The sequence below is a fragment of the Streptomyces albidoflavus genome (assembly GCF_000719955.1).
In the GTDB taxonomy this organism is placed as follows: Bacteria; Actinomycetota; Actinomycetes; order Streptomycetales; family Streptomycetaceae; genus Streptomyces; species Streptomyces albidoflavus.
This window is the reverse complement of sequence record NZ_JOII01000016.1, coordinates 26231-51059: the sequence shown is the minus strand read 5'-3', so window position 1 is coordinate 51059 and position 24829 is coordinate 26231. Positions and strand designations below refer to the sequence as shown.

Annotated in this window: 25 protein-coding genes and 1 pseudogene; 12 read left to right on the top strand and 14 right to left on the bottom strand. The window is 73.5% G+C overall.

The features are described from left to right. Positions 1 to 118: 118 nt before the first annotated feature. From IF45_RS0118130 to IF45_RS0118120, 3 genes are all read right to left on the bottom strand, one after another. On the bottom strand, positions 119 to 697 hold the full coding sequence (locus tag IF45_RS0118130; protein WP_003947474.1) for a TerD family protein: 579 nt from the start codon (positions 695 to 697) through the stop codon (positions 119 to 121). Between the two features lie 141 nt (positions 698 to 838). Continuing rightward, positions 839 to 2986 carry an excinuclease ABC subunit UvrB gene (gene uvrB / locus IF45_RS0118125; protein WP_003947475.1) on the bottom strand — a complete coding sequence of 716 codons (2148 nt, stop codon included), beginning with the start codon at positions 2984 to 2986 and terminating at the stop codon, positions 839 to 841. 39 nt (positions 2987 to 3025) lie between these two features. After that, positions 3026 to 3961, bottom strand: a complete 936-nt coding sequence (locus tag IF45_RS0118120) for an MHYT domain-containing protein (RefSeq protein ID WP_003947476.1) — start codon at positions 3959 to 3961, stop codon at positions 3026 to 3028. Positions 3962 to 4343: 382 nt separating this feature from the next. Between IF45_RS0118120 and IF45_RS0118115 the strand changes: the two genes are divergently transcribed. Genes IF45_RS0118115 through IF45_RS0118105 form a run of 3 tightly spaced genes read left to right on the top strand, consistent with a single transcriptional unit; the run spans position 4344 to position 7306 of the window. Next, entirely contained in the window at positions 4344 to 5285 is a 942-nt protein-coding gene (locus tag IF45_RS0118115) for a glycerophosphodiester phosphodiesterase (RefSeq protein WP_008405235.1), read from the top strand. A gap of 34 nt (positions 5286 to 5319) precedes the next feature. Continuing rightward, positions 5320 to 5880 carry a methylated-DNA--[protein]-cysteine S-methyltransferase gene (locus IF45_RS0118110; protein WP_003947478.1) on the top strand — a complete coding sequence of 187 codons (561 nt, stop codon included), beginning with the start codon at positions 5320 to 5322 and terminating at the stop codon, positions 5878 to 5880. A 49-nt stretch (positions 5881 to 5929) separates the two neighbouring features. Continuing rightward, the gene (locus IF45_RS0118105; RefSeq protein ID WP_030308379.1) at positions 5930 to 7306 is read left to right on the top strand and encodes an MFS transporter; all 1377 of its coding nucleotides are present in this window, start codon (positions 5930 to 5932) and stop codon (positions 7304 to 7306) included. On the opposite strand, the gene IF45_RS0118100 is transcribed toward IF45_RS0118105, so the two are convergent. Both IF45_RS0118100 and IF45_RS0118095 read right to left on the bottom strand, forming a co-directional pair. After that, positions 7252 to 7749, bottom strand: coding sequence for a VOC family protein (locus IF45_RS0118100; RefSeq protein WP_003947481.1), 498 nt, complete (start codon positions 7747 to 7749; stop codon positions 7252 to 7254). The genes IF45_RS0118105 and IF45_RS0118100 overlap by 55 nt on opposite strands. A gap of 94 nt (positions 7750 to 7843) precedes the next feature. Continuing rightward, the gene (locus tag IF45_RS0118095; RefSeq protein ID WP_003947482.1) at positions 7844 to 8476 is read right to left on the bottom strand and encodes a nucleoside/nucleotide kinase family protein; all 633 of its coding nucleotides are present in this window, start codon (positions 8474 to 8476) and stop codon (positions 7844 to 7846) included. A 124-nt stretch (positions 8477 to 8600) separates the two neighbouring features. Between IF45_RS0118095 and IF45_RS0118090 the strand changes: the two genes are divergently transcribed. Further along, entirely contained in the window at positions 8601 to 9083 is a 483-nt protein-coding gene (locus IF45_RS0118090; protein ID WP_003947483.1) for an anthrone oxygenase family protein, read from the top strand. A gap of 20 nt (positions 9084 to 9103) precedes the next feature. Here IF45_RS0118090 and IF45_RS0118085 read toward each other — a convergent pair whose 3' ends face one another. The 3 genes from IF45_RS0118085 to IF45_RS0118075 all read right to left on the bottom strand — a co-directional run bounded on the left by IF45_RS0118085 (position 9104) and on the right by IF45_RS0118075 (position 11191). After that, on the bottom strand, positions 9104 to 9916 hold the full coding sequence (locus tag IF45_RS0118085) for an SAM-dependent methyltransferase (RefSeq protein WP_003947484.1): 813 nt from the start codon (positions 9914 to 9916) through the stop codon (positions 9104 to 9106). Positions 9917 to 10088: 172 nt separating this feature from the next. Then, entirely contained in the window at positions 10089 to 10331 is a 243-nt protein-coding gene (locus IF45_RS0118080) for a DUF397 domain-containing protein (RefSeq protein WP_003947485.1), read from the bottom strand. Then, positions 10331 to 11191 carry a Sco1979 family transcriptional regulator gene (locus IF45_RS0118075; RefSeq protein WP_003947486.1) on the bottom strand — a complete coding sequence of 287 codons (861 nt, stop codon included), beginning with the start codon at positions 11189 to 11191 and terminating at the stop codon, positions 10331 to 10333. Before IF45_RS0118075 ends, IF45_RS0118080 begins: the two co-directional genes overlap by 1 nt. 124 nt (positions 11192 to 11315) lie before the next feature. Between IF45_RS0118075 and IF45_RS0118070 the strand changes: the two genes are divergently transcribed. From IF45_RS0118070 to IF45_RS0118060, 3 genes are read left to right on the top strand one after another with little or no spacing between them, the layout of a single operon-like run. After that, the gene (locus tag IF45_RS0118070) at positions 11316 to 11795 is read left to right on the top strand and encodes an ATP-binding protein (RefSeq protein WP_015508053.1); all 480 of its coding nucleotides are present in this window, start codon (positions 11316 to 11318) and stop codon (positions 11793 to 11795) included. Between the two features lie 33 nt (positions 11796 to 11828). Then, a complete protein-coding gene (locus tag IF45_RS0118065) occupies positions 11829 to 12266 on the top strand; it encodes a hypothetical protein (RefSeq protein WP_003947488.1) in 438 nt (145 codons plus the stop codon). 55 nt (positions 12267 to 12321) lie between these two features. After that, positions 12322 to 12891: a 2'-5' RNA ligase family protein gene (locus IF45_RS0118060; RefSeq protein WP_030308374.1), complete on the top strand. Its 570-nt coding sequence runs from the start codon at positions 12322 to 12324 to the stop codon at positions 12889 to 12891. On the opposite strand, the pseudogene IF45_RS31440 reads toward IF45_RS0118060, so the two are convergent. Beyond that, positions 12884 to 14379: pseudogene (locus tag IF45_RS31440) on the bottom strand (YfcC family protein). The gene IF45_RS0118060 and the pseudogene IF45_RS31440 sit on opposite strands and share 8 nt — an antisense overlap. Between IF45_RS31440 and IF45_RS0118050 the strand changes: the two are divergent. Then, positions 14378 to 14899, top strand: a complete 522-nt coding sequence (locus IF45_RS0118050; protein WP_242534390.1) for an RNA-binding S4 domain-containing protein — start codon at positions 14378 to 14380, stop codon at positions 14897 to 14899. The pseudogene IF45_RS31440 and the gene IF45_RS0118050 overlap by 2 nt on opposite strands. Positions 14900 to 14958: 59 nt before the next feature. Further along, positions 14959 to 15243: a DUF6343 family protein gene (locus tag IF45_RS0118045; RefSeq protein WP_030308372.1), complete on the top strand. Its 285-nt coding sequence runs from the start codon at positions 14959 to 14961 to the stop codon at positions 15241 to 15243. A 199-nt stretch (positions 15244 to 15442) separates the two neighbouring features. Here IF45_RS0118045 and IF45_RS0118040 read toward each other — a convergent pair whose 3' ends face one another. The 4 genes from IF45_RS0118040 to IF45_RS0118025 all read right to left on the bottom strand — a co-directional run bounded on the left by IF45_RS0118040 (position 15443) and on the right by IF45_RS0118025 (position 18141). Then, positions 15443 to 16000: a GNAT family N-acetyltransferase gene (locus IF45_RS0118040; protein WP_030308370.1), complete on the bottom strand. Its 558-nt coding sequence runs from the start codon at positions 15998 to 16000 to the stop codon at positions 15443 to 15445. A gap of 77 nt (positions 16001 to 16077) precedes the next feature. Then, positions 16078 to 16440 (bottom strand): tetratricopeptide repeat protein, encoded by a 363-nt coding sequence (locus IF45_RS0118035; RefSeq protein ID WP_008405210.1) that lies wholly within the window; start codon positions 16438 to 16440, stop codon positions 16078 to 16080. 70 nt (positions 16441 to 16510) lie between these two features. Then, a complete protein-coding gene (gene coaE, locus IF45_RS0118030) occupies positions 16511 to 17116 on the bottom strand; it encodes a dephospho-CoA kinase (RefSeq protein WP_010637123.1) in 606 nt (201 codons plus the stop codon). Between the two features lie 83 nt (positions 17117 to 17199). Further along, on the bottom strand, positions 17200 to 18141 hold the full coding sequence (locus IF45_RS0118025; RefSeq protein WP_003947496.1) for a PAC2 family protein: 942 nt from the start codon (positions 18139 to 18141) through the stop codon (positions 17200 to 17202). A gap of 211 nt (positions 18142 to 18352) precedes the next feature. Between IF45_RS0118025 and IF45_RS0118020 the strand changes: the two genes are divergently transcribed. Further along, positions 18353 to 19312 (top strand): right-handed parallel beta-helix repeat-containing protein, encoded by a 960-nt coding sequence (locus tag IF45_RS0118020; protein ID WP_030308362.1) that lies wholly within the window; start codon positions 18353 to 18355, stop codon positions 19310 to 19312. Between the two features lie 99 nt (positions 19313 to 19411). Here IF45_RS0118020 and rpsA read toward each other — a convergent pair whose 3' ends face one another. Next, a complete protein-coding gene (gene rpsA / locus IF45_RS0118015) occupies positions 19412 to 20926 on the bottom strand; it encodes a 30S ribosomal protein S1 (protein WP_003947498.1) in 1515 nt (504 codons plus the stop codon). Positions 20927 to 21210: 284 nt separating this feature from the next. Here rpsA and IF45_RS0118010 point away from each other — a divergent pair, with 284 nt between their 5' ends. Together IF45_RS0118010 and hrpB are read left to right on the top strand one after the other, a co-directional pair. Next, a complete protein-coding gene (locus IF45_RS0118010) occupies positions 21211 to 22137 on the top strand; it encodes a class I SAM-dependent methyltransferase (protein ID WP_030308360.1) in 927 nt (308 codons plus the stop codon). A gap of 31 nt (positions 22138 to 22168) precedes the next feature. Continuing rightward, positions 22169 to 24691 (top strand): ATP-dependent helicase HrpB, encoded by a 2523-nt coding sequence (hrpB, locus tag IF45_RS0118005; protein ID WP_030308358.1) that lies wholly within the window; start codon positions 22169 to 22171, stop codon positions 24689 to 24691. Positions 24692 to 24829 lie beyond the last annotated feature (138 nt).

Genomic DNA, 24829 nt, shown 5'->3' with positions numbered 1-24829 from the left:
GCCGGTCCCCGGCTCGTGCGGTGTCCGCGGTGCGTGTCGTGTGGTGGTGCCGTGCCACGGAAGGCGGAGGCGGAGCCCTCCCCGGGCTCCGCCTCCGCCTTCCGTACGTCCGGGTGGGTCAGAGGAGCGGCAGGATCGACGGCATCAGGTCCTGGAAGGTCCGGCCGTTGGCCGGGGTGCCCAGTGCCGTCATGCGCCAGCCGCCGTCGGCCCGGTGGACCTTGGCCATGATCTGGGCGGTGTACTGGCCGCCGCCGTCGAGGGTGTAGCGGGCCAGCTCCTGGCCGTTGGTCTCGTCGACCAGGCGGCAGAAGGCGTTCTGCACCTCCTGGAAGGTCTGCCCGGTGAAGGAGTTCACCGTGAAGACGATCTGGTCGATGTGGACGGGTACCCGCTGGAGGTCGACGAGGACCGACTCGTCGTCGCCGCCCTGGCCGGCTCCGCCGACGAGGTTGTCACCGGTGTGGCGCACGGAGCCGTCGTCGCTGACGAGGTGGCGGAAGAACACCACGTCGACCGGCTGCTTGTCCGCGAAAAGGACCGCGGAGGCGTCGAGGTCGATCTCACGGGTGCGGCTGCCGAAGAGTCCGCGCCGGGGGGCCGCCTGCCAGCCGAGCCCCATGCGTACCGCGGAGAGGACTCCCCCGTCCTTCTTCTCCAGGCTGATGCCCTGGCCCTTGTTCAGATTGACCGTCACGCGCGTGTCCCCTCTTCTACGCAATCCCCGGCCGCCAGGTCCGGGCGGCCGCCACGTCGCACCCTACGCACCGGGCGGCCGGCCCCCGTACCCCCCGGCCACGCATTGTGTCGCTCTTGCAACACACCCCCGGAGGCCGGCTCAGGCGAGGCCGGCCTCCTTCATCTGCCGCAGCTCCTTCTTCATCTCGCCGACCTCGTCGCGCAGCCGGGCGGCGACCTCGAACTGGAGGTCGGCGGCGGCGGCGCGCATCCGGTTGGTCATCTCCTCGATCTGCCCGGCCAGCTCGGCCGCCGGGCGGTCGGTGGGCGTACCGGCGGCCTTCTTGGCCGCCTTCTTGCCGCCCTTGGCCGCCTTCGGGGCGTCGTACCCGCCGCCGAGGTCCGGGACGGGGGCCTTGGCCTTGCCGTCCTTCGTCTGGCGGTAGCCGGTGCCCAGCAGGGCCTCGGTGTCGACGTCCTCGCGGGCGATGGTGGCGACGATGTCGTTGATCTTCTTGCGGAGCGGCTGCGGGTCGATGCCGTTCTCGGTGTTGTAGGCGATCTGCTTCTCGCGGCGCCGGTTGGTCTCGTCGATGGCCTTCTCCATCGCCGGGGTGATCCGGTCCGCGTACATGTGGACCTGGCCCGAGACGTTGCGCGCGGCGCGGCCGATGGTCTGGATCAGGGAGGTGCCCGAGCGCAGGAAGCCCTCCTTGTCGGCGTCGAGGATGGCGACCAGGGAGACCTCGGGCAGGTCGAGCCCCTCGCGGAGGAGGTTGATGCCGACCAGGACGTCGTACTCGCCGGCGCGCAGCTCGCGCAGCAGCTCGACGCGGCGCAGGGTGTCGACGTCGCTGTGGAGGTAGCGGACCTGGATGCCGAGTTCCAGGAAGTAGTCGGTGAGGTCCTCGGCCATCTTCTTGGTGAGGGTGGTGACGAGGACCCGCTCGTCCTTCTCGGTGCGGGTGCGGATCTCGTGCACCAGGTCGTCGATCTGGCCCTCGGTGGGCTTGACGACGACCTCCGGGTCGACGAGGCCGGTGGGGCGGATGATCTGCTCGACGAAGCCGTCGGAGCGGGACAGCTCGTAGTTGCCCGGGGTCGCCGAGAGGTAGACCGTCTGGCCGACCCGCTCCTGGAACTCCTCCCACTTCAGGGGACGGTTGTCCAGGGCGGAGGGGAGCCGGAAGCCGTGGTCGACGAGGGTCCGCTTGCGGGAGGCGTCGCCCTCGTGCATCGCGCCGATCTGCGGGACGGTGACGTGCGACTCGTCGATGACCAGCAGGAAGTCCTCGGGGAAGTAGTCGAGGAGGGTGTGCGGCGGGGTGCCGGGCTCGCGGCCGTCGAAGTGCATCGAGTAGTTCTCGATGCCGGAGCAGGAGCCGATCTGGCGGAGCATCTCGATGTCGTAGGTGGTGCGCATCCGCAGCCGCTGGGCCTCCAGCAGCTTGCCCTGCTTCTCCAGGACAGTGAGCCGCTCGCCCAGCTCCTGCTCGATGTCGTTGACCGCGCGCTCCATGCGCTCGGGGCCCGCGACGTAGTGCGAGGCGGGGAAGACGTAGAGCTGCTGCTCGTCGCTGATGATCTCGCCGGTGAGCGGGTGGAGGGTGGTCAGCGTCTCGATCTCGTCGCCGAACATCTCGATGCGGACGGCCAGCTCCTCGTAGACCGGGAAGATCTCGATGGTGTCGCCGCGGACGCGGAAGGTGCCGCGGGTGAAGGCGAGGTCGTTGCGGGTGTACTGGATCTCGACGAAGCGGCGCAGCAGGGCGTCGCGGTCGATCTCCTCGCCGACCTTGAGGGGGACCATCCGGTCGACGTACTCCTGCGGGGTGCCCAGACCGTAGATGCAGGAGACCGAGGCGACCACGACGACGTCGCGGCGGGTGAGGAGCGAGTTGGTCGCGGAGTGGCGCAGCCGCTCGACCTCCTCGTTGATCGAGGAGTCCTTCTCGATGTAGGTGTCCGACTGCGGGACGTACGCCTCGGGCTGGTAGTAGTCGTAGTACGAGACGAAGTACTCGACCGCGTTGTTCGGGAGGAGCTCGCGGAACTCGTTGGCGAGCTGCGCGGCGAGGGTCTTGTTGGGGGCCATCACCAGGGTGGGGCGCTGGAGCTTCTCGATCATCCAGGCGGTGGTGGCGGACTTGCCGGTACCGGTGGCGCCGAGCAGGACGACGTCCTTCTCACCGGCGCGGACCCGGCGGTCCAGGTCGGCGATGGCTGCGGGCTGGTCGCCGCTGGGCTGGTAGGGGCTGACGACCTCGAAGGGCGCCACCGTGCGTTCGATCTTCGATACAGGCCGCATGGAATCCACCGTACGACCCCCCACCGACAACCGTCGGCGTCAGCGCCGCTGCCCGGCGTGCGGGCCGGTTCTGCGGCGGGCGGCGGGGCGGGCCGGGGGCCGGGCGGTGCGGTGGTCGCGGGAGGCGCGGGCGGGCCGCTCGGGGCGGGGGCACGGCACGGTGCGGCGGTCCTCGGCGGGCGGCAGGCGGTAGCTGTCGCGGACCGGGACGCGGTAGCCGGGCGGCGGCGGGGGGCCGGGGGCGACGGCGCCGCTGACCATCCGCGGGTCGAGCACCACCACGACGCCGGCCAGGAGCAGGAAGAGCAGCGGGCCGATCATGAGCGGGGCGATCAGTCGCCCGGCCGGGTCACCCGCGGTGTCGGCGACCGGGTGAAGATGGACGGACGCAGCGGCCATCCCGACGTAGTGCATACCGCTCACGCCGACCCCCATGAGCAGGGCGGCGCCCACGCTCCAGCGGAATCCGCGGACCTGGACGGCGGCCCAGAGGGAGGCTGTGGCGGCCGCGACGGCGATGAGGACGGAGGCCGTCACGAGCGGAATGGAGTACTCCAGGCTACCGTTGAGACGCATTCCGGCCATCCCCAGATAGTGCATGGAGGCAATGCCGAGACCGGTGACCGTACCGCCCGTGAACAGGGCGGAGCCGGTGGCGCCTCGATAGCCCACGACGAAGATCCCGATGCCGACCATGACGATGGCGACGCCCAGACTGGCGAAGGTCGTCGGCACGTCGTAGCGGACCGGGGTCCCGGTGACGGAGAAGCCCATCATGGCGATGAAGTGCATGGTCCAGATACCGGAGCCGATCGCTCCGGTGCCCAGCGCGAGCCAGCCCGGCCGCCAGGTCCGGGTCACCAGCAGCGACCTGGTGGTGCAGCGCAGCCCGAGCGCCCCGCCCAGGCAGGCCATCAGGTACGCCGCCACCGGCGTCACCAGGCCGTAGCTGAATCCGTCGACCGTCCCCTGCATACCGGTCTGCCTTCCTCCCCTGCGAGAGATCCTTCCGGTTCCTGTCCACTCCGCGCGGCGACCGCGCGGCGACCGCGCGGCGAAGTGTTCGCGCCATCATGCGCCCTGGCCCCGACAGTCCGGCACGGCCCCCCGGCCGCGCGTGTCCCTCCGCATAGTCCCAGGCGGAGGGCGTGGCGTACTGCGGCAGAGAGTATGACGCACAGCGAACGTACGACCGATTTTGCGGCAAAGAATCGCAGCTCCGACACACCTTCATCGCCTCACCGCACCGAGACGCACCACTTTGTTCAACGTGTGGCCATCCCGCACCTGTCCGCAATTGGCCCCTGGCTGTCACTCTCGAGCGGTCCACGATCACTTTGAGTGAGGAGTCCCCCCCGTGTTCGCTCGCCCCCTCTCCCTCACGGCCGCCCTGCTGATGGCAGGCACCGCGTTCGTCGTCCCCACCCGCGCCGCGACCGCCGCCACCCCCACCGCCCAGGCGTCCTCCGGGACCCAGGCGAGCCCCCGCTTCTCCGTCCGCCCCGTCGCCGCCGCCCCGGACGGCGGCGGCCCCACTCTGGTGGCGCACCGCGGCGCCTCCGGATACGCCCCCGAGAACACGCTCGCGGGCGTCGACAAGGCGCGCGAGCTGGGGGTGCGCTGGGTGGAGAACGACGTGCAGCGCACCAAGGACGGGGTCCTGGTGGTGGTGCACGACACGACGCTCGCCCGCACCACGAACGTCGAGGAGGTCTTCCCCGGCCGCTCGCCGTGGAACGTGAAGGACTTCACCGCCCGGGAGATCGCCCGGCTGGACGCGGGCAGCTGGTTCGGCCCCGAGTTCAAGGGCGCCAAGGTGCCCACCCTCGACCAGTTCCTCAAGCGGATGAGCCGGCAGCGCCTCAGCCTCCTGCTGGAGCTGAAGGCCCCCGAGCTGTACCCGGGCATCGAGCGGGAGACGCTGACCGCGCTGCGCCGGGCGGGCTGGCTGGACCGGGGGCACGTGCGGGACCGGCTGGTCGTGCAGAGCTTCGGGGCCGACGCGGTCCGCCGGGTCCACCAGCTGCGGCCCGACGTGAAGACCGGCTTCCTCGGCACCCCGGCCGAGGCCGAGCTGCCCGCGTACGCCGCCTTCGCCGACCAGATCAACCCCACCCACTCGACGGTCACCCCCTCGTACGTGGACGCCGTCCAGGCCCTCAAGGGCCCGCACGGCAAGCGGCTGGAGGTCTACACCTGGACCGTCAACGACGCCGCCACCGCCCGCAAGGTCCGCGACGCCGGGGTCGACGGTGTCATCACCAACTTCCCGGACGTCGTGAAGGACGCGATCGGCTGACCCGGCTGTCGGTGGCCGCCCGTACCGTGGACGCGTGACCGACGACTCCCGGGACCTTCCCGCTCGACGGGCCGACTGGACGGTGCTCGACACCCCGGTCGGCCCGCTTCTGCTCGCCGCGACCGACCGCGGCCTGCTCCAGGTGGCCTTCCACGCCCAGGGGGCGGTGCTCCGGCGCACCCTCACCCGTCTGGCCGCACACCTGGGCACCGATCCGGTCGAGGCACCGGAGGCGCCCTCGCTGGCGGCCCCGCGCGAGCAGCTGGCGGGGTACTTCGCCGGACGGACCAGGGAGTTCCGCCTCGACCTGGACTGGTCGCTGACCGAGGGATTCACCCAGGAGGCCCTGCGCCTGCTCGCCACCTCCGTGCCGTACGGCACCGTCACCGGCTACGGGGAACTGGCCCGGCGCAGCGGCCGTCCGGGCGGGGCCCAGGCGGTCGGCATGGCGATGGGCGCCAACCCGCTGCCGGTGGTGGTCCCCTGCCACCGGGTGGTGGAGAGCGACGGCGGGCTCGGCGGCTTCAGCGGCGGCCTGGAGACCAAGCGCCGGCTGCTCGCCCTGGAAGGGGTGCTCCCGGCCCCGCTCTTCTGAGCCGCGAAATCGCGTTCCCGTCCGCCGGGAGCGCTGCCACACTGCTGCGGTGGACATAGCCGACGGCCTCGCGACCAGCACGCACCGACCCGCGCCGCCCGGCCCCGAGGAGCTGGCAGCCCTGCGCCGCCGGACGACCGGGGTCCTGGTGGCCGGGCAGATCCTCGGCGGACTCGGGGTCGCCGTGGGGGTGGCGCTCTCCCCGCTGCTGGCCCGGCAGGTCGGCGGCACCGAGGCGGTGGCCGGGCTCGCCCCGACCGCCACCGTGGCGGGCACGGCCCTGCTCTCGGTCCCGCTGGCCGCGCTGATGACGGCGCGCGGGCGCAGGCCGGGGCTGGTGCTCGGCTATCTGATCGGCGCGGCCGGCGCCGGGGTGGTGGTGGCGGGCGCGGTGCTGGAGCACTTCGCCCTGCTGCTGGCGGGCATGGCCGCCTTCGGCGCCTCGTCCTGCGCCAACCTCCAGTCCCGGTTCGCCGCCGCCGACCTGGCCGAGCCCGGCCGCCGGGCCAGGGCGATCTCGCTGGTGGTCTGGGCGACCACGATCGGCGCGGTGCTCGGCCCCAATCTGGCCGCCCCGGCGGGCCGCAGCGTCGCCGGGCTCGGGGTGCCGGAGGCGGCGGGCCCGTTCCTGTGGGCGGGGGTCGTCTTCCTCGCCGCCGCCCTGCTGGTCGCCGTGCTGCTGCGGCCCGATCCGCTGCTGACGGCGCGGGCGCTGGCCCCGGAGGCCGACCGGACGCCCAAGGGCCGGTCGTTCCGGGCGGCGGCGGCCGCCGTGCGCACCTCGCCGCAGGCGCGGCTGGCGCTGGCCGTCATCGCGGTCAGCCACACCGTGATGGTCTCGGTGATGTCGATGACCCCGGTGGAGCTGGGTCACCACGGCGCCGGGATCGAACTGATCGGCCTGGTCATCAGCGGGCACATCGCGGGGATGTACGCGTTCTCACCGCTGATGGGCCGGCTCGCGGACCGGGGCCGGCTGCCGGTGATCGGGCTCTGTGTGGCCCTGCTGGGCTGCGCGGCCCTGCTGGCGGGGACGGCGGGCGCCAGCCACGGGCGGACGGCGGCCGGACTGTTCGTGCTGGGGCTCGGCTGGTCGGCCGGGCTGGTCGCGGGGTCGGCGCTGCTCACCGACGCCGTGCCGCAGGGGGTGCGCCCGGCGGTGCAGGGCCTGTCGGACCTGACCATGAACGCCTCGGCCGGGATCGGCGGAGCCGTGGCCGGGCTGGTCATGGCGGGCGCCGGGTACAGCGTGCTGAACCTGCTGGCGGCCGCCCTGCTGCTGCCGCTGACGGCGCTCACCCTGTTCACGGCGCTGACCCGGGCCCCCGCCGGGGAGAGCGCCGGGCCCGACGGCGGTCTGCCCGGACCGGCTCAGGCCCCGGCGTCCTCGCCGGAGGAACGGGCGGCGCCCGGCTCCTCGTCGTAGTGGCGGGCCTCGATCACGTTCCCGTCGGGGTCACCGAAGTAGAAGCTGCGGGTCGCCGCGCCCCGGGCGCCGAAGGAGCCCCGGCCGGTCTCGGAGACGGGTGCGCCCAGGCGCTCCAGCCGGGCCGCCAGGGCGTCGAACCCGGTGCCGGTGAGGGCGACGCAGAAGTGGTTCAGGGGGTGGCCGGAGCCGTTGTGGGCGCCGGGGAAGACCTCGGTGCGCGGGGCCATGGTGTGCGGCATCAGGTCGAGGATGGTGTCGTCGTTGAGCCGGACGGAGGGGAAGGGGACCTCGCCCGCGGTGAACTCGGCGAGGCGCACGGGCTGGGCGGCGAGCGTCTCCTGGTAGAAGACGGCCGAGGCGGCCGGGTCGGCCACCCACAGCACCAGGTGGTCGAGGCGGGGGCGCTGTCCGGCGGAGGACGGTTCGGTGGTCTGGGACATGGCGCTCAGTCTGGGACTCCGGGGTACGCGCCACAAGGCGATTCACCGCGATGTTCGGACATCAGGTGCCGATGGGGGGCCTCCTGACGTCCGGTCAGCCCGTCCAGGCCGGGCGCTCGGGGTCGTCCAGGCGGACCACGACGTCGGCGGCGGTGGTGGGTTCGGCCTCCTCGGCGTAGCGCGCGAGGGCGGGCAGGGTCCACTGTTCGTCCGCCGGGGTGCGGCGGCGCAGGGCTGCGGGCGTCAGGTGCAGGTGGACGGTGAGGTCGAAGGGGAACCAGCGGCCCAGCAGCATCGGCCCGGACAGCAGCAGGACGCCGCCGGGCGGCAGGGCGCGGCGGGCGCTGCGGGTGGCCCGGTCGGTGGCGGGGTCCCAGAGGTCGGGCAGGACGGTGCCGCTGCCGCCGGTCTCCAGCGGGCCGAACACCTCGCGCCACAGGGCGCCTTCGTCGAACCAGCTGTCGCGGTAGCTGTCCGGGTCGCGGTGGCCGTACTCGTACCGCAGGGAGGCGGGGCGCAGGAAGCCGTGGGTGGGGACGGTGAGGACGGGCCGGCCGCGGGCGCGCAGCCGCTCGGCGAGTTCGGCGGCGAGCCGCCCGGGGTCGGCGGCGTCCGCGCCGTCGACGGCGACCCGGGTGCGGGTGGCGTCCTCGGCGGGGGTCAAGTCGTCCAGACGGGCGGCGAGGACATCGGCGAGGCGGTCCCGGCTGATCGGTTCGAAGCGCACGGTCCCATCCTGCCCCGGCGGGCGGCGGGGACCCCAGGGCCCTTGCCGGGGAGGGGCGGGCGGGCGAGGATGCTGAACCGTCGATCCGAGGCTCCGTCAGGGGCCGTCTCAGCGAGGAGCCGCCATGTCCGAGGGAATCTTCGCCGCGTCGGCCGTGGTCGCCGCGGTGGGCAGCGGCGTGGTGGCGGGGGTCTTCTTCGCCTTCTCGACCTCGGTGATGCGCACGCTCGCCGGGCTGCCCGCGGCGCAGGGCATCGCGGCGATGCAGCGGATCAACGTGGTGATCGTGAAGGGCTGGTTCCTGGCGGTCTTCCTCGGCACGGCGGCGCTCTCGGCGGTGCTGGCCGTGCTGGCGCTGGTCCTGCGCCCGGAGAACGGCCTGGTCGTGGCCGTCCTCGGCGCGGCCCTGTACCTGGTCGGCGGGTTCGGGGTGACGGTCGCGGCCAACGTCCCGCGCAACGACCGCCTCGCCGCCCTGGACGCCGAGGACCCGGGCAGCGAGGCGCCGTGGCGCGAGTTCGTCGCCGAGTGGACGGTGTGGAACCACGTCCGGGGCGCCGCCTGCGCGGCGGCCTGCGCCTGCTTCGCGGCGGCCCCGCTCGGCTGAGGCACCCGGCTACGCGGCCGTCAGGGCTTGCGGGCCACCGCGACCCAGCCCGGGATCGGGTCGTCGCCGGTCACCTCGACGCGTTCGCCCAGCTCGGGGCGCCATTCGGCGGCGAGCGAGATACCGGGCTCGACCAGCTCCAGGCCGTCGAAGAAGCGGCTGAACTGCTCGCGGGTGCGCGGGGCCAGGGTCAGGCCGCGCTGGGCGTAGAGCTGCCGGGCCTTCTCGGCGCCCTCCGGGTCGAAGTCGGAGGCGACGTGCGAAAGGGCGAGGTGGCTGCCGGGGGCGAGCGGCGCCACCAGGTCGCGGACCAGCTCGTAGGCGCCGTCCTCGTCGGAGACGAAGTGGAGGAGGGCGTTGAGCGAGAGGGCGACGGGCCGGGAGAAGTCGAGGACCTTGGCGGCCTGTTCGATGATGCTGCGGGGCTCCCTGGCGTCGGCCTGGAGGTACTCGGTGACGCCCTCGGGCGTGGAGCGGAGCAGGGCCTCGGCATGGCGCAGGACGATCGGGTCGTTGTCGGTGTAGACGATCCGCGAGTCGGGCGCGCTCTGCTGGGCGAGCTGGTGGAGGTTGGGTTCGGTGGGGATGCCGGTGCCGATGTCGAGGTACTGGCGCATCCCGCCGGGGCCGGCCAGCCAGCGCGTGGAGCGGTGCATGAACGCCCGGTTGGTTCTGGCCATGTCGCGGCCGCGGGCGTCGAGGGTGAGGAGCTGGCGGGCCATCTCCTCGTCGACCGGATAGTTGTCCTTGCCGCCCAGGAACCAGTCGTAGATGCGGGCCGGGTGGGGCTTCGTGGTGTCGATGTACACGGAGTTCTGTTCCTGCCCGGTCATGCACGCTCCCTGTGGACGAGTATCAGCGATCGGACGCGGACCCGGCGGCGGGGCCGGTGCGCAGGAGCCGAGTACACGTGATCGGCCCGGGGACGGCAAGGGCCCTCGGGCACCTGGCCGGTTCACGACGATGGGTGGCGCACGAGGGCCCGTAGGGGCGCGGGGACGAGGGTCAGGAGATCAGGAAGTCGGCCTTGCCGGTCTTGGCGCCCTGGATGAAGGCGCTGATCTCGCCGTGGGTGTAGATGAGCGCGGGCCCGTCCGGGTCGGCGGACTGGCGCACCGCGACGCGCCCGTCGTCCAGCCGCATGGCCTCCACGCAGTTGCCGCCGTTGCCGCCGCTCCAGGGCTTGCGCCAGCCGGAGGTGCCGAGTTCGCGGGCGGGCATGCCGCTGTATATGGGGGACCGGTCCATTAGTACTCCTTGCGGAGATCCTTGAGGATTTCCTTGGTGCGATGTGCTGTCGCGGCATGCGCCGCCATGCGGTCCATGACCTCCAGGTAGGTGACCACCTCGGCGCGGGCGTCGAGGTAGACGGCACCGGTCAGGTACTCGCTGTAGACCATGTCCGGGAGTTCGGGCTCGCCGAACCGGAAGAGGACGAAGGGGCCGTACGTGCCCGGATGGGGTCCGGACGCGAACTCGCTGATCTGCAGGGTGATGTGCGGCCGTTCGGCCATGTCCAGCAGTCGGTCGATCTGGGCCCGCATCACGGCTGGTTCGGCGACGGGCCTGCGCAGCGCCGTCTCGTCCATCACCACCCAGAGCCGGGGCGCGTCCTCGCGCTCCAGCAGGCTCTGCCGCTGCATCCGCAGGGCGACGTGGCGTTCGATGTCGTCCGGGCTGGTCTGCCCGACCGCCCCCGAGACCAGGACGGCCCGGGCGTACTCCTCGGTCTGCAGGAGTCCGGGGGCGAAGTGCGGTTCGTAGCTGCGCAGGAGGGTCGCGGCGCCCTCCAGGCTCACGTACATGCTGAACCAGCCGGGCAGGATGTCGTGGTACCGCTGCCACCAGCCGGGGCGGTTGGACTCCTCGGCGAGGGTGATGAAGGCTTCCGCCTCCTCGTCGCCGACGCCGTACGCCTTCAGCAGGAGGTGCAGGTAGGGGATCTTGAGGGCGACCTCGGCGGTCTCCATCCGGCGCACGGTGGCGGGGGCGACCCGTAGGACGCGCGCCGCCTCCTCCCTCTTCAGTCCCGCGCCTTCGCGCAGGTCCTGCAGGCGTCTGCCCAGCACGACCTGGCCGACGGTCGGTGCGGACCGCGGTTCGCTCACGTCGACCTCCACTGACGAGCTGTTAGCGAGCAGTGTGCCATGCGTATCGCCCTCAGGACACTGCACTGTGAACTTTTCAGAGTGACCCTTGCCAAGTGTCTGTGGCGGGGCGATAGTGGCTGACGTGACTCCGCCCGCCCCCTTAGCTCCCGCCGTCCTCCCCCCGCAGGGCGCCGCCGCCGAACGCTGTTGCAGCTTCGACGTGGCCGCCCATCCGCGCTCGGCCTCCGAGGCCCGCAGACTGACCCGCGAGCGACTGGCGGGCTGGCCGGTGTGCCCGGACACCCGCGAGGCGGCCGACCTGGTCGTCTCCGAGCTGGTGACCAACGCGATCGTGCACACCACGAGCCGCCGCATCACCTGCGAGCTGCGCAGCCTGCGCGAGGGCGAGTGCCTGCGGATAGCCGTCCGCGACGAGGGGCACGCCGGCTCCGGGCCGCGCCCCGCCGAGGGCAGACCCGCCGAGGAGCACGGCCGGGGCCTGCTGCTCGTCGCCGCCCTCGCCAGCGCCTGGGGCGCGCTGGAGGCGGAGACCGGCACGGGGCTCACCGTCTGGGCGGAACTACCGGCGCGACCGTCGCACGACCTGGGAAGCGGGGCCTGAAACTTGCGGACACTCACATCGCGACGGCTGAGCATGGACACGCTGACACGGCTCTCCCGGACCCGGCAGAGCGTCCCCCCGCCGCCCCGGCGCCTGGAGCTGCCGCCGGGCATGCGCACCCAGCTGGGCTGCGACGCGGTCGGCATCCCTGAGGACTTCTCGCACCGGATCATGACCCGCCTCCCCCGCGTCGGCTGCGTCTACGCCGACCAGGGCCTGTGGTGGTGGGTGGTCCCCGCCGGCTCGGACGTCGCGCTGGAATGGCCGATGCCCTCCTACTACTCGCCCGGCGCGCTGCTCCCGGAGACCGACGCCGCGCCGGTGCTGCTGCACTGCCCCGACGGCGACGCGCCGTACACCCCGCCCATCCCGCTCTACCTGGCGCTCTGCCGGCTCACCGGCACCACCCCCGCCTGGTCGCGGACGGTCGGCGCCGGCCACTTCCCGCCGCCCCGGCGCGGCGAGGACTGACCCACCCGGAACCCGCACCCCGCGCGCAGCGGTACGGATGCGAGCATGGCTCCTCGTGACCGAGCAGCTCTCCGCCCGCCAGGACGGCCCCGCCGAGGAGAACGGCTGGGGCGACCGCGCCGGGGACACCGCGCTCACCGTTCCGCTCCCGGCACTGGACCCGCTGGTGACCACCGGCATCCGCGCCCACGCCACGGTCCTCTACCCCTTCCTCCCCGTCGCCCGCGTCCGGCCCGGCTCGGCGGACCCCGGCGGCACGGAAGCGACGCTGCGCGCCCTCTTCGCCTCGCACGCCCCCTTCACGCTCCGCTTCGCCGCTTTCCGCGAGGAGCCGGGCGTGCTCTTCCTCGCCCCCGAACCCGCCGGCCCGCTGGCCGCGCTCACCGGCGCCGTACGCGCCCACTGGCCCGAGGCCGTGCCGTACCGGGGGATCTTCGGGCCCGAGGGGCTGGAGCCGCACGTCACGGTGGCCCACGGCGAACAGTTCGGCGCGGTCCGGGCGCGGCTGGCCCCGGCCCTGCCCGTCACCTGCCGCGTCACCGGCGTCCGCCTCATCGTCCACGACGGGCTCGGCTGGCGGGACCGGGTCACCTATCCGCTCAGGGCGCCGGGCCCGGTCAGCTGAGCACGGCCCCCAGCGCCAGGAACCCGCAGATCAGCACGGCGAGGACGGCGAGCAGGGGCGCGGCGAACCGCAGGTAGCGGACCTTGGCCAGCGCGACCCCGCAACGATGGTGACGGCGGTGGTGGGCACCCACAGGTTCATCCAGCCGCTGGCCGACTGCCAGGCGGTGACCACGACGGCCCGGGAAACCCCGGCGAAGTCGGCGAGCGGCGCGAGGATCGGCATGGAGAGCGTGGCGTGGCCCGAGCTGGAGGGGATCAGGAAGGCCAGCGGGAGGTTGACGACGAAGACGACGACCGCGAAGAGCGCCGAGGAGGTGCCGCGCACGGCGCTCTCCACCGAGTGCAGCACGGTGTCGGTGACCTGCGCGTTGTTCATGATCACCGTGACCCCGCGGGCCAGCACGATGACCAGGCCCGGGGAGATGAAGTCCCCCGCGCCCTGGACCAGGGTCGCGCTCAGCCGCTGCTCCCCCATCCGCGCCACCAGCCCCACCAGCACGGCGGCGGCCAGGAAGAGCGCGGCGAGGTGCGGGAAGGACCAGCCGAGTTCGAAGCCGTACGGCTCGGCGTCGGCGTCCCCGGTCAGCGCACTGGACCAGGGCACCACGGAGAAGACCATGAAGGCGAAGACCAGGGCGACCACGACCAGCACGGCCCGGTGCAACCCGGTCAGTCCCGGCGGCTCCCCCGCCGCCTCGGCCGCCTGCTCGCGGTCGCCGGGGAGGAAGCCGCTGAGCGAGCGGGCCGGGTCGCGCCGCACCCGGCCCGCGTACCGGGCGACGTAGGCGATGGTGGCGGCGGTGAGCACCAGCCACATCGCGGCGCGCAGCACGATGCCGTCACCCAGCGAGATGCCGGCGGCCGAGGAGGCGACGCCGGTGGCGAAGGGGTTGACCGTGGAGCAGAGCACGCCGACGCCGGAGCCGAGGATGATGGTGCCGGTGGCCACCATCCGGTCGTAGCCGAGGGCCAGCATCAGCGGGACGATCAGGCCGTAGAAGCCCAGGGTCTCCTCGGCCCAGCCCTCGACCGTCCCCAGCAGCGAGAAGATCCCCATGATCCCGGCGATCAGCAGGGTGCCGCGCCGGCGCAGCCGGTGCGCGAGGCGGCTGATACCCCGGTCGAGGGCGCCGGTGGCGAGGACGACGGTGATGAAGGCGCCGATGGCGAGGACGAAGAGGAAGACGCCGGCGCTGCCGTACAGCTCGCCGCTGAAGTCGGGGCCGACCTCGCCCGAGGCGGCGTCCTGAATGCCGTAGAGGCCGTTGACCGGGGCGAGGAAGAGGTCGTCGAACCGGTCGGTGAGGCTCTGCCCGCTCTCGACCCGCCGGTACGTCCCCTCGACGGGCGCGCCGTCGGCGTTCCGCTCGTACCGGCCGGAGGGGATGAGGAAGGCCAGCAGCCAGACGGCGAGGGTGACGGCGGCCAGGACGGTGATCGCGCTGGGGAAGGCGAACTTCCGCGCGGGCGTGCTCCCCGGTTCCATACCGCCCCCTCACCGGCCCGCCACCTCGGCGGGATCACCTGCTTCGTCCGGAACAGCCCGCAATATCCGCAGGGGTCCGTGGCGGCAGCGGGACGGCACGCCGGGGCTCCCGTTCTATGCTCGACGCATGGCTACGGAGGCTTCGCAGGGCGGCGGTTCGGTACGGGTGGACGCCTGGATCTGGGCGGTACGGCTGGTCAAGACCCGGTCGGCGGGGGCGGCCGCGTGCCGCGCCGGGCACGTCCGGGTCAACGGCGAGCGCGCCAAGCCCGCCCAGCCGGTCCGCGTCGGCGACGAGGTCGCGCTGCGGTACGGCGGCCGGGACCGCCTGGTGAAGGTGAGCGCCGTACTGCGCAAGCGGGTCGGCGCCCCGGTCGCCGTCACCGCCTACGTCGACAACAGCCCGCCCCCGCCGCCGCGCGAGGCGGTCGCCCCCGCCGGCGTACGCGACCGGGGCGCGGGCCGCCCGACCAAGCGGGACCGCCGCGAGATGGAGCGGCTGCGCGGCCTGGACGGCTGAGCCGCTCCCGCCACCCCCTCCCCCGGGTGCACCATGGAAAGGGAGCGGAGGTGAGAGCGATGCGCACAGGCCGCACGGGAACCGAACCGACGACGGCACGCAGTCCACTGCGCATGCGCCGGGCCCTCGGCGTCTTCGGCGTCGTCTGGACCCTGGCGGGAGTGGTCGCCTTCGCCCTCGTCGACGAGCCCCGCTGGGCGGCGCTCTGCGCCGTCCTCTGGCTGGTAGCGGTCCTCGACCTCGTGGTCGTCACCCGCCGCATCCGCCACCACACCCAGCCGCCGCAGCTCGTCCCGCCGGGCCGCTCGACCCGGCCCCCGGAGAAGCGGCGGGACGATCAGTGAGCGAGATCCGGCGGTTCCTCCGCCGCTGACCACGGGGCGGAACGCAGCTGGGTGTCCGCGAAGTCGGAGTGGAGCAGCCCGGTGTCATCGACCCGCCGACGCGTGAGGGCGACGACGAGCAGACTCGCGTCCCTCGCCCAGCGAGCCGAACTAAGCGCGAGGTGAGGGAGGAGCCGGGCGTGCGCATTCCGGGCGCACCCTAGAGCCGGTCGAGGATCATCTCCCGCTCGACCTTGGTGGGCTCGCCCCGCATCGGGACGGTCTCCCCGGAGCGCCGGAAACCGCACCGCCGGTAGACGCGCTCGGCCCGCGCGTTGTCCTCGTGCACGTAGAGCCGTGCCCGCGTCACCTCCGCGACCGACCACGACCATGCCACGGCCGCCTCGATGAGCGCGTCGATCACCCCGGCGCCCCGGCACCCGGGGCGGACGTAGACAGCGACGAGGTGCGTCTGCCGCCGCCGCACCGTCCCGCCCAACGCGTCGTCCGCGCCCTCGTCCTCGACCAGCACCGTCACGGTGCCGCCCCAGGTCCCGTCCGGGCCCTCGGCGACGAACTGGCGCACCCGCGTCCCGTCGGCCGCCCCTTCGGTCCGTTCCCGCCAGAAGGAGTCCGGTTCCGCGACGGCCCGCTCGTACGTCTCCAGGAAGGCGATCGGGGCCACCGGGTCCCGCAGCGCGGCCAGCCGCAGCTCCTTCGCCTCCCGCCACTCATCGGCGCGTACGGGACGGACGGCGGGACGGGCTACCTGGTTCATGCGCCGCACCCTACGGGAGGGCCGCTCCGGGGCACCACCGTATTTCCGCAGGTCAGGGCGCACGGACCGGACAGGTCCTAGTCGTCGAAGCGGGCCGCCGCCAGGTAGTCGGGCCGGGGATCGAGGGCGGCGGCGAGGCGGAAGTGACGGCGGGCCTGTTCGGGGCGGTTGGCGCGCTCGTAGGTGCGGGCGAGGGCGAAGTGGGCGAAGGCGTTGTCCGGCTCGCGCTCCAGCACCACGGTGAACTCCAGCTCCGCCGCGCGCAGCTGCGCCGAGAGGAAGAAGGCGCGGGCCCGCAGCAGCCGGGCCGCCGTGTGCTCGGGATGGCGGGCGATCACCGAGTCCAGCAGTTTCACGGCACCCCGTGGGTCCCGGGCCGCGAGCAGCTGCTCGGCCGCCCGATAATCGATGACATCCGTCTCCGGACTACCCTCGGCCACCCCGGCCCCTTTCCTCGTCCTCACCCGCGAACACGCCCCCGCGCCGAAATGTTCCCCGCCGGGCGGCGGGTCAGCGGCCGGCCTTGGCCCGGGCGTCGAGTTCGGTCCACACCTCAGCGACCCTCCCCCGCAGCGCGTCGAGCGACACCTCGTTGTCGATCACGATGTCGGCGACGGCGAGCCGCTCCTCGCGTCCGGCCTGCGCGGCCATCCGCGCCCTGGCCTCCTCCTCGCTCATCCCCCGCGAGCGCACCAGCCGCTCCACCTGCGTCCGGGGCTCGACGTCCACCACGATCACCAGGTCGTACAGCTCGGCCAGGCCGTTCTCGGTGAGGAGCGGCACGTCGTGGACGACCACGCCGTCCTGGGGGGCCTGGCTCTGGAGCTCGGCCGACCGGGCCCCCACCAGCGGGTGGACGATCCCGTTCAGCACGGCTCGCCGCTCGGGGTCGGCGAAGACGATCTCACCCAGCTTGGGGCGGTCCAGCGAACCGTCGGCCGCGAGCACCGACTCCCCGAACGCCTCGACCACGGCGGCCAGCCCCGGCGTCCCGGGCTCCACCACCTCGCGGGCGATCCGGTCCGCGTCGACCAGGTGCGCCCCGTGCTCCACCAGCAGCCGGGACACCTCGCTCTTGCCGGCCCCGATCCCGCCCGTCAGCCCCACGATCAGCACGCCGCGTCTCCTCCCACTCGCCCGGCCCCGCACCGGTGGCAGGGCGGGGGCAGCCTAACGTCCGGCCGCCCCCGCCCCGCGGGCTACTCCCCCTCGCGCTCCGCGAGGAACTTCTCGAACTCGCGCCCGATCTCGTCCGCGGAGGGCAGGTCGGCGGGCTCGGCCAGCATGTTGCCGCGCGACCCGGCACCGGCCACCGCGTCGTACTGGTGCTCCAACCCCCGGACCAGCGCGACGAGTTCCTCGTCGCCCTCGCCGACCTGCCGCTCGATCTCGGTCTGGGTGCGCTGCGCCTCGGTGCGCAGGGTGTGCGCGACGGTGGGCAGCACCAGGCCGGTGGCGGCGGTGATCGCCTCCAGCGCGGTCAGCGCGGCGTCCGGGTAGGCGGACCGGGCGACGTAGTGCGGGACATGGGCGCCGACACCGAGGACGTCGTGGCCGGTCTGGATGAGGCGGTACTCGATGAGCGCCTCGACGCTGCCGGGCACCTGCGCCTGGTCGAACGGGGTGGGGTGGCCGGGGACCAGGTCGGTGCGGTTGCCGTGCGGGGTGAGGCCCACGGGGCGGGTGTGCGGGACGCCCATCGGGATGCCGTGGACGCTGACGGTCAGCCGCACCCCGAGGCGTTCGACCACCTGCTGGACGGCGGCGGCGAACCGCTCCCACTCCACGTCCGGTTCGGGCCCGGAGAGCAGCAGGAAGGGGGCGCCGGTGGCGTCCTGCACCAGGTGGAGTTCGAGCGCCGGGACCTCGTAGTCGGTGTAGCGGTCGCGCTTGAAGGTGAGCAGCGGCCGGCGGGCCCGGTAGTCGATGAGCCGGTCGTGGTCGAAGCGGGCGACGGGCTGGTGCGGGAGGTTCTCCAGCAGCTCGTCGACGATCTGCTCCCCGGTCTGCCCGGCGTCGATGTATCCCTCGAAGTGGTAGAGCATGACGAGCCCGGCCGACTCCTGGGCCAGCGCGGTGTCCACCGCGGCGAGCCCCTTCGGCTCCCATGCGTACAGATCCTGCGGGTCTCGATCCTGCACTGTGACCGTTCCTCCTCGTGTCCCTAGTGCAGAACGTCCCACCGGGCACCGTCATTCCCGCCGTGGCCCCGCTTTCACCGGGTGAAGGCACCACATCCGCCCCCGCATTGGTCCAGACCTTGACAGGGTCGCGCCCCGTCCCTAGCGTCACCGCCCGGCGCGACCACCGGCCCCGCACCTCCCCCGACAGGTCCGTCGGAAGGCATCCCTCATGCGCACCGCCCCTGCCCTGCTGGCCACGGCCCTCGCCTCGGCGGCCCTCCTCGTCGGCGGCCCCGGCACCGCGACGGCAGCCCCCGCCGCCGTGATCGAGGTGACCACGGCCAAGGAGCTGAAGGCCGCCCTCACCGCCGTCCGCCCCGGCGACACCATCCGCCTCGCCGACGGCACGTACACCGGCAACTTCAAGGCGACCGTCCCCGCCACCGCCGGCGCCCGCATCACCCTGACCGGCTCTCCCCGCGCCGTGCTGACCGCCTCCGGCGGGTACGGGCTCCACCTGAACGGGGCCGCGCACTGGACGGTGGAGAACCTGACCGTCACCGGCGGGCAGAAGGGAATCATGGTGGACGCGGCGGACGGCGTCCTCGTCACCGGGGTCACCGTCCACGGCCTGACCATGGAGGGCGTCCACTTCCGGCAGTCCAGCAGCGACGGCACCCTGCGCGACTCGCGGATCTACGACACCGGGCGCGACGGCCGCGGCATGGGCGAGGGGGTCTACGTCGGCACCGCCAACACCCTCACCGACCGCAGCGACCGGATCACCATCGAGAACAACACCATCGGCCCGGACGTCCGGGGCGAGTCCGTCGACATCAAGGAGGGCACCACGGGCGCCCGCGTCCTGGGCAACACCTTCGACGGGCGGGGCCTGACCGGCGCCAACTACGACGACTCGTGGGTGGACGTGAAGGGCAACGGCGTGCTGGTGGCGGGGAACACCGGCCGCAACACCACCAACAACGGCTTCGAGACCCACCAGCAGCAGCCCGGCTGGGGCTGCGGCACCGTCTTCCGGGACAACCACAGCGACCTGACGGGCGCCACCGGCCCGCACCAGCTGGCCGTCAACGTCACCCACCGCTCGGCGGAGTGCCCCACCACCGTGCACGCCTCCAACACGGTGACCGGCGGCAAGGGGCTCACCAACATCCCCGTCACGCCGTAACCACCCGCCGCACCCCGCCGCCATAAATGGCGGAAGGCCCGCCCCCCGAGGGGAGCGGGCCTTCCGTGCGGGCTTGTCAGCCGGTCAGAGCGTGGTGCTTCAGCTCTGGCCGCCGGCCAGCTTCTCGCGCAGGGCAGCCAGGGCCTCGTCCGACGCCAGGGCGCCGGAGTTGTCCGCGGACTCCGAGGAGTACGAGCCGCCGCCGCCACCGGTGCCACCGGAAGCGGCCGGGGCCGCACCAGCGGTGTCGGTGCCCTCGGCCGCAGCCTGGGCGTCGGCCTCGCGGGACTTGATGACCTGGGCCTGGTGCTGCTCGAAGCGCTGCTGCGCCTCGGCGTACTGGGTCTCCCACGCCTCGCGCTGGGTCTCGTAGCCCTCGAGCCAGTCGTTGGTCTCGGGGTCGAAGCCCTCGGGGTAGATGTAGTTGCCCTGGTCGTCGTAGGACGCGGCCATGCCGTACAGGGTCGGGTCGAACTCGACGACCGACGGGTCGGCGCCGAAGGCCTCGTTGGCCTGCTTCAGCGAGAGGCTGATGCGGCGGCGCTCGAGGTCGATGTCGATGACCTTGACGAAGATCTCGTCGTTGACCTGGACGACCTGCTCCGGGATCTCCACGTGGCGCTCGGCCAGCTCGGAGATGTGGACCAGACCCTCGATGCCCTCGTCGACGCGGACGAACGCACCGAAGGGAACGAGCTTGGTGACCTTGCCGGGAACGACCTGGCCGATCTGGTGCGTCCGGGCGAACTGCTGCCACGGGTCTTCCTGGGTCGCCTTCAGCGACAGGGAGACACGCTCGCGGTCCATGTCGACGTCGAGGACCTCGACGGTGACTTCCTGGCCGACCTCGACAACCTCGGACGGGTGGTCGATGTGCTTCCAGGACAGCTCGGAGACGTGGACCAGACCGTCGACGCCACCCAGGTCCACGAAGGCACCGAAGTTGACGATCGAGGAGACGACGCCGGAACGGACCTGACCCTTCTGGAGGGTCGTGAGGAAGGTCTGGCGGACCTCGGACTGGGTCTGCTCCAGCCAGGCACGGCGGGACAGGACCACGTTGTTGCGGTTCTTGTCCAGCTCGATGATCTTGGCCTCGAGCTCCTTGCCCACGTAGGGCTGGAGGTCGCGGACGCGACGCATCTCGACGAGGGAGGCCGGCAGGAAGCCACGGAGGCCGATGTCGAGGATGAGACCACCCTTGACGACCTCGATGACGGTACCGGTGACGATCCCGTCCTCTTCCTTGATCTTCTCGATCGTGCCCCAGGCACGCTCGTACTGAGCGCGCTTCTTGGACAGGATCAGGCGGCCTTCCTTGTCCTCCTTCTGGAGAACCAGGGCCTCGATCTCGTCGCCGACGGCGACGACCTCGTTGGGGTCGACGTCGTGCTTGATCGAGAGCTCGCGGCTCGGGATCACGCCTTCGGTCTTGTAACCAATGTCGAGCAGGACCTCGTCCCGGTCGACCTTCACGATGACGCCGTCGACGATGTCGCCGTCGTTGAAGTACTTGATCGTCTCGTCGATCGCGGCGAGGAAAGCTTCCTCGTTACCGATGTCGTTGACCGCAACCTGCGGGGTGGTGGCGGTGGTCTCGGTGCTGCTCGTCATGTGGGAAAGGGCTCCGGTACGGACATGAAGTCGTAGGTACTGCCGCGCACGGAGCCGGTTTCACTCTGCAGCAGTCGGACAGCCTTCAGAGGCGCGACCTCCGGGAAACCGGGGGTCCTCGCCTCGTACAACCGAGGGGACACACAACAGAAGCGAGCACATCCTGCTAGGTCTGAGGAGCGCAGGCTCGCAGCGCAACTTGTAGCATACGGGGGCAGCCGGACAGGGTCAATGCGCGAAGGCGCACACCCGGGGCGCAAGCCGCAAACCCGGCACAATTCCCGTTGCCTGAGGCCACGTGGCCCGTCCCGCGCCCGGCCGCCGCACCGGGGCGCGGCTCCGGTGGAAGTACGGAGAGTACGACGAGGGAGCCGATCATCCAAGAGCCCGTACCGCCCCGGTCCGCCGCCGACGAGGCCCCGGAACCGGAGGCGACCCGCCGCACCGCCTCCCCCGCCGAGAGCAGCCGGGCCAGCCGCGGCTGGTGGGACGGCAACGCCGACGAGTACCAGCGCGAGCACGGCGCCTTCCTCGGCGACGACCGCTTCGTCTGGGGCCCCGAGGGGCTCGACGAGGCCGACGCCCGACTGCTGGGCCCCGAGGGGAGCCTGAACGGGCTGGACGTCCTGGAGATCGGCGCCGGCGCCGCCCAGTGCTCCCGCTGGCTCGCCGCCGAGGGCGCCCGCCCCGTCGCCCTGGACCTCTCGCACCGCCAGCTCCAGCACGCCCTGCGGATCGGCGGCGAGGTGCCGCTGGTCGAGGCGGACGCCGGGGCGCTGCCCTTCGCGGACGGCTCCTTCGACCTCGCCTGCTCGGCCTACGGGGCGCTGCCCTTCGTCGCCGAGCCGGTCGAGGTGGTGCGCGAGGTGCGCCGCGTGCTGCGGCCCGGCGGCCGCTTCGTCTTCTCGGTGACCCACCCGGTCCGCTGGGCCTTCCCTGACGAGCCGGGCCCCGAGGGGCTCTCCGTCGCCGCCTCCTACTTCGACCGCACCCCCTACGTCGAGCAGGACGAGCACGGGCAGGCCGTCTACGTCGAGCACCACCGCACCCTCGGGGACCGGGTCCGCGACGTGGTCGGCGCCGGGATGCGCCTGGTGGACCTGGTCGAGCCGGAGTGGCCGGCCTGGAACACCCAGGAGTGGGGCGGCTGGTCCCCGCTGCGCGGCAACCTGATCCCGGGCACCGCGATCTTCGTCTGCGCCCGCGACTGACCGGCCCGGACGTCCGTACGAGACTGGGGGCATGATCCGTACCGACGCCCTGGCCCAGCTGCCCGTCCGCTCCGTGCTGCCCGCGCTGCGCGAGGCGCTGGACGGGCCGGGTACGGCGGTGCTGTGCGCGCCGCCCGGTACCGGCAAGACGACGCTGGTCCCGCTCGCCCTCGCCGGGCTGCTCGGGGACGGGCCGCCGCGCCGGGTACTGGTCGCCGAGCCCCGCCGGATCGCCGCGCGGGCGGCGGCCCGGCGGATGGCCTGGCTGCTCGGCGAGGAGCCGGGGCGCCGCGTCGGGCACACGGTGCGCGGCGAGCGGGTGGTCTCGCCGGAGACCCGGGTCGAGGTGGTGACCACGGGTGTGCTGGTCCGCCGCCTCCAGCGGGACCAGGAGCTGCCGGGCGTCGACGTCGTGATCATCGACGAGTGCCACGAGCGGCACCTCGACGCGGACACCGCCGCCGCCTTCCTGCTGGACGTACGCGCGGCGCTGCGGCCGGAGTTGCGGCTGGTGGCGGCGTCGGCGACCACGGACGCCGAGGGGTGGGCGCGGCTGCTGGGCGGGGCGCCGGTGGTGACCGCCGAGGGGGTGAGCCACCCGGTGGAGACGGTGTGGGCGCCGCCGCCCGGGACTATCCGGCCGCCGCACGGGATGCGGGTCGACCCGGCGCTGCTGGGCCATGTCGCGGCGACGGTGCGGCGGGCGCTGGCCGAGCGCGAGGGGGACGTGCTGTGCTTCCTGCCCGGGGTCGGGGAGATCGGGCGGGTGGCCGGGGAGCTGGGGGCGCTGCCGGAGGTGGAGGTGCTCCAGGTACACGGGCGGGCGCCGGCCGCGGTGCAGGACGCGGTGCTCGCCGGGTCGCCGGGGCGCCGGGTGGTGCTGGCCACCTCGGTCGCCGAGTCGAGCCTGACGGTGCCCGGGGTGCGGGTGGTGGTCGACTCGGGGCTGGCCCGCGAACCACGTACCGACCACGCCCGCGGCCTCAGCGCGCTGACCACGGTCCGGGCCTCGCAGGCGTCGGGGCGCCAGCGCGCGGGCCGGGCGGGACGGGAGGCGCCGGGGACCGTCTACCGCTGCTGGGCCGAGGCGGAGGACGCCCGGCTGCCGCGCTTCCCGCCGCCGGAGATCAAGGTCGCCGACCTCACCGACTTCGCCCTCCAGGCCGCCTCCTGGGGTGACCCGGACGCCTCGGGCCTGGCCCTGCTCGATGCGCCTCCCGCCGGAGCGATGGCCGCCGCCCGCGAGGTGCTGACCGCCCTCGGCGCGGTGACCGACCAGGGCGCCGTCACCGCGCGGGGCGAGCGGTTCGCCGGCGTCGGGGTCCATCCCCGGCTGGCCCGGGCGCTGCTCGACGGGGCGCCCGAGGTCGGCGGCGCGCGGGCGGCCGAGCTGGTCGCCCTGCTGAGCGAGGAGCCGCCGCGCGCCTACGGCGACGACCTGGCCGCCGCCTGGCGGACCGCGCGCCGGGGCCAGGACGCGTACGCGGCCCGCTGGCGCCGCGAGGCGAAGCGGCTGGCGTCCTCGGTACGCGGGGCCCCGCGCGAGGGCACGGCCGGTGACGACGCGGCGGCCGGGCTCGTCGCCGCGCTGGCCTTCCCCGAACGGCTGGCACGGGCCCGCGCCGGCGACGGCTACCTCATGGTCTCGGGCACCGGCGCGGAACTGGGCCCCGGTTCGGCGCTGCGGGAGAGCCGCTGGCTGGCGGTGGCGGTCGCGGACCGGCCGGTGGACCGGGCGCGGGCCCGGGTGCGGCTGGCGGCCCCGGTCGACGAGGCGACGGCCCGGTGGGCGGCGGCGCCGCTGCACCGGGACGGCGAGGAGATCGGCTGGACCGGCGGCGACGTGGTCGCCCGCCGGGTGGAGCGGCTGGGCGCCGTCGAACTGGCGGTACGGCCGCTGACCGGCACGGGCGGCGCCGGTCAGGTCCGGGCGGCGCTGCTGACGGGTCTGGAGCGCGAGGGGCTCGGGCTGCTGCGCTGGAGCAGGGAGGCCGCCGAACTGCGGCGGCGCCTCGCCTTCCTGCACCGGGCGGTGGGCGGCGCCTGGCCGGACGTCTCGGAGGAGGCCCTGCTGTCCCGCGCCGAGGAGTGGCTGGAGCCGGAGCTGGGACGGGCCCGGCGCCGCGCCGACCTGGGCCGCATCGACGCGGGTGGCTGCCTGCGCCGCCTGCTGCCGTGGGCGGGCGGTGAGGCGGGCCGCCTGGACGAACTGGCCCCGGAGCGGCTGGAGGTACCGAGCGGCTCGCGCGTCCGCCTCGACTACACCGATCCCGAGCGCCCGGTCCTCGCCGTCAAGCTCCAGGAACTCTTCGGCCTCACCGGGACCCCGCTGGTCGCCGGCGTCCCCGTCCTCGTCCACCTCCTCTCCCCCGCGGGCCGCCCCGCCGCCGTCACCGCCGACCTGGCCTCCTTCTGGGCGGACGGCTACCGCGCCGTCCGCGCCGAACTCCGCGGCCGCTACCCGAAACACCCCTGGCCTGAGAACCCGGCCACGGCGACACCGACCCGCCACACCAAGGCACGGGCGGAGCGGGAGGGGCGGGGCGGGGGCTGACGGCGGCCGCGCCACGGCTCGGACGGGGGGCGGTCGGCCAGAGCCGCAAGGGGCACCCGCAGGCACACCGGGCCTGGCCAGGGAAGCGGCCGGCGGCTCGCCGGGACGGGCATCCCGCACCGCCTTGTGCGCGCCGCA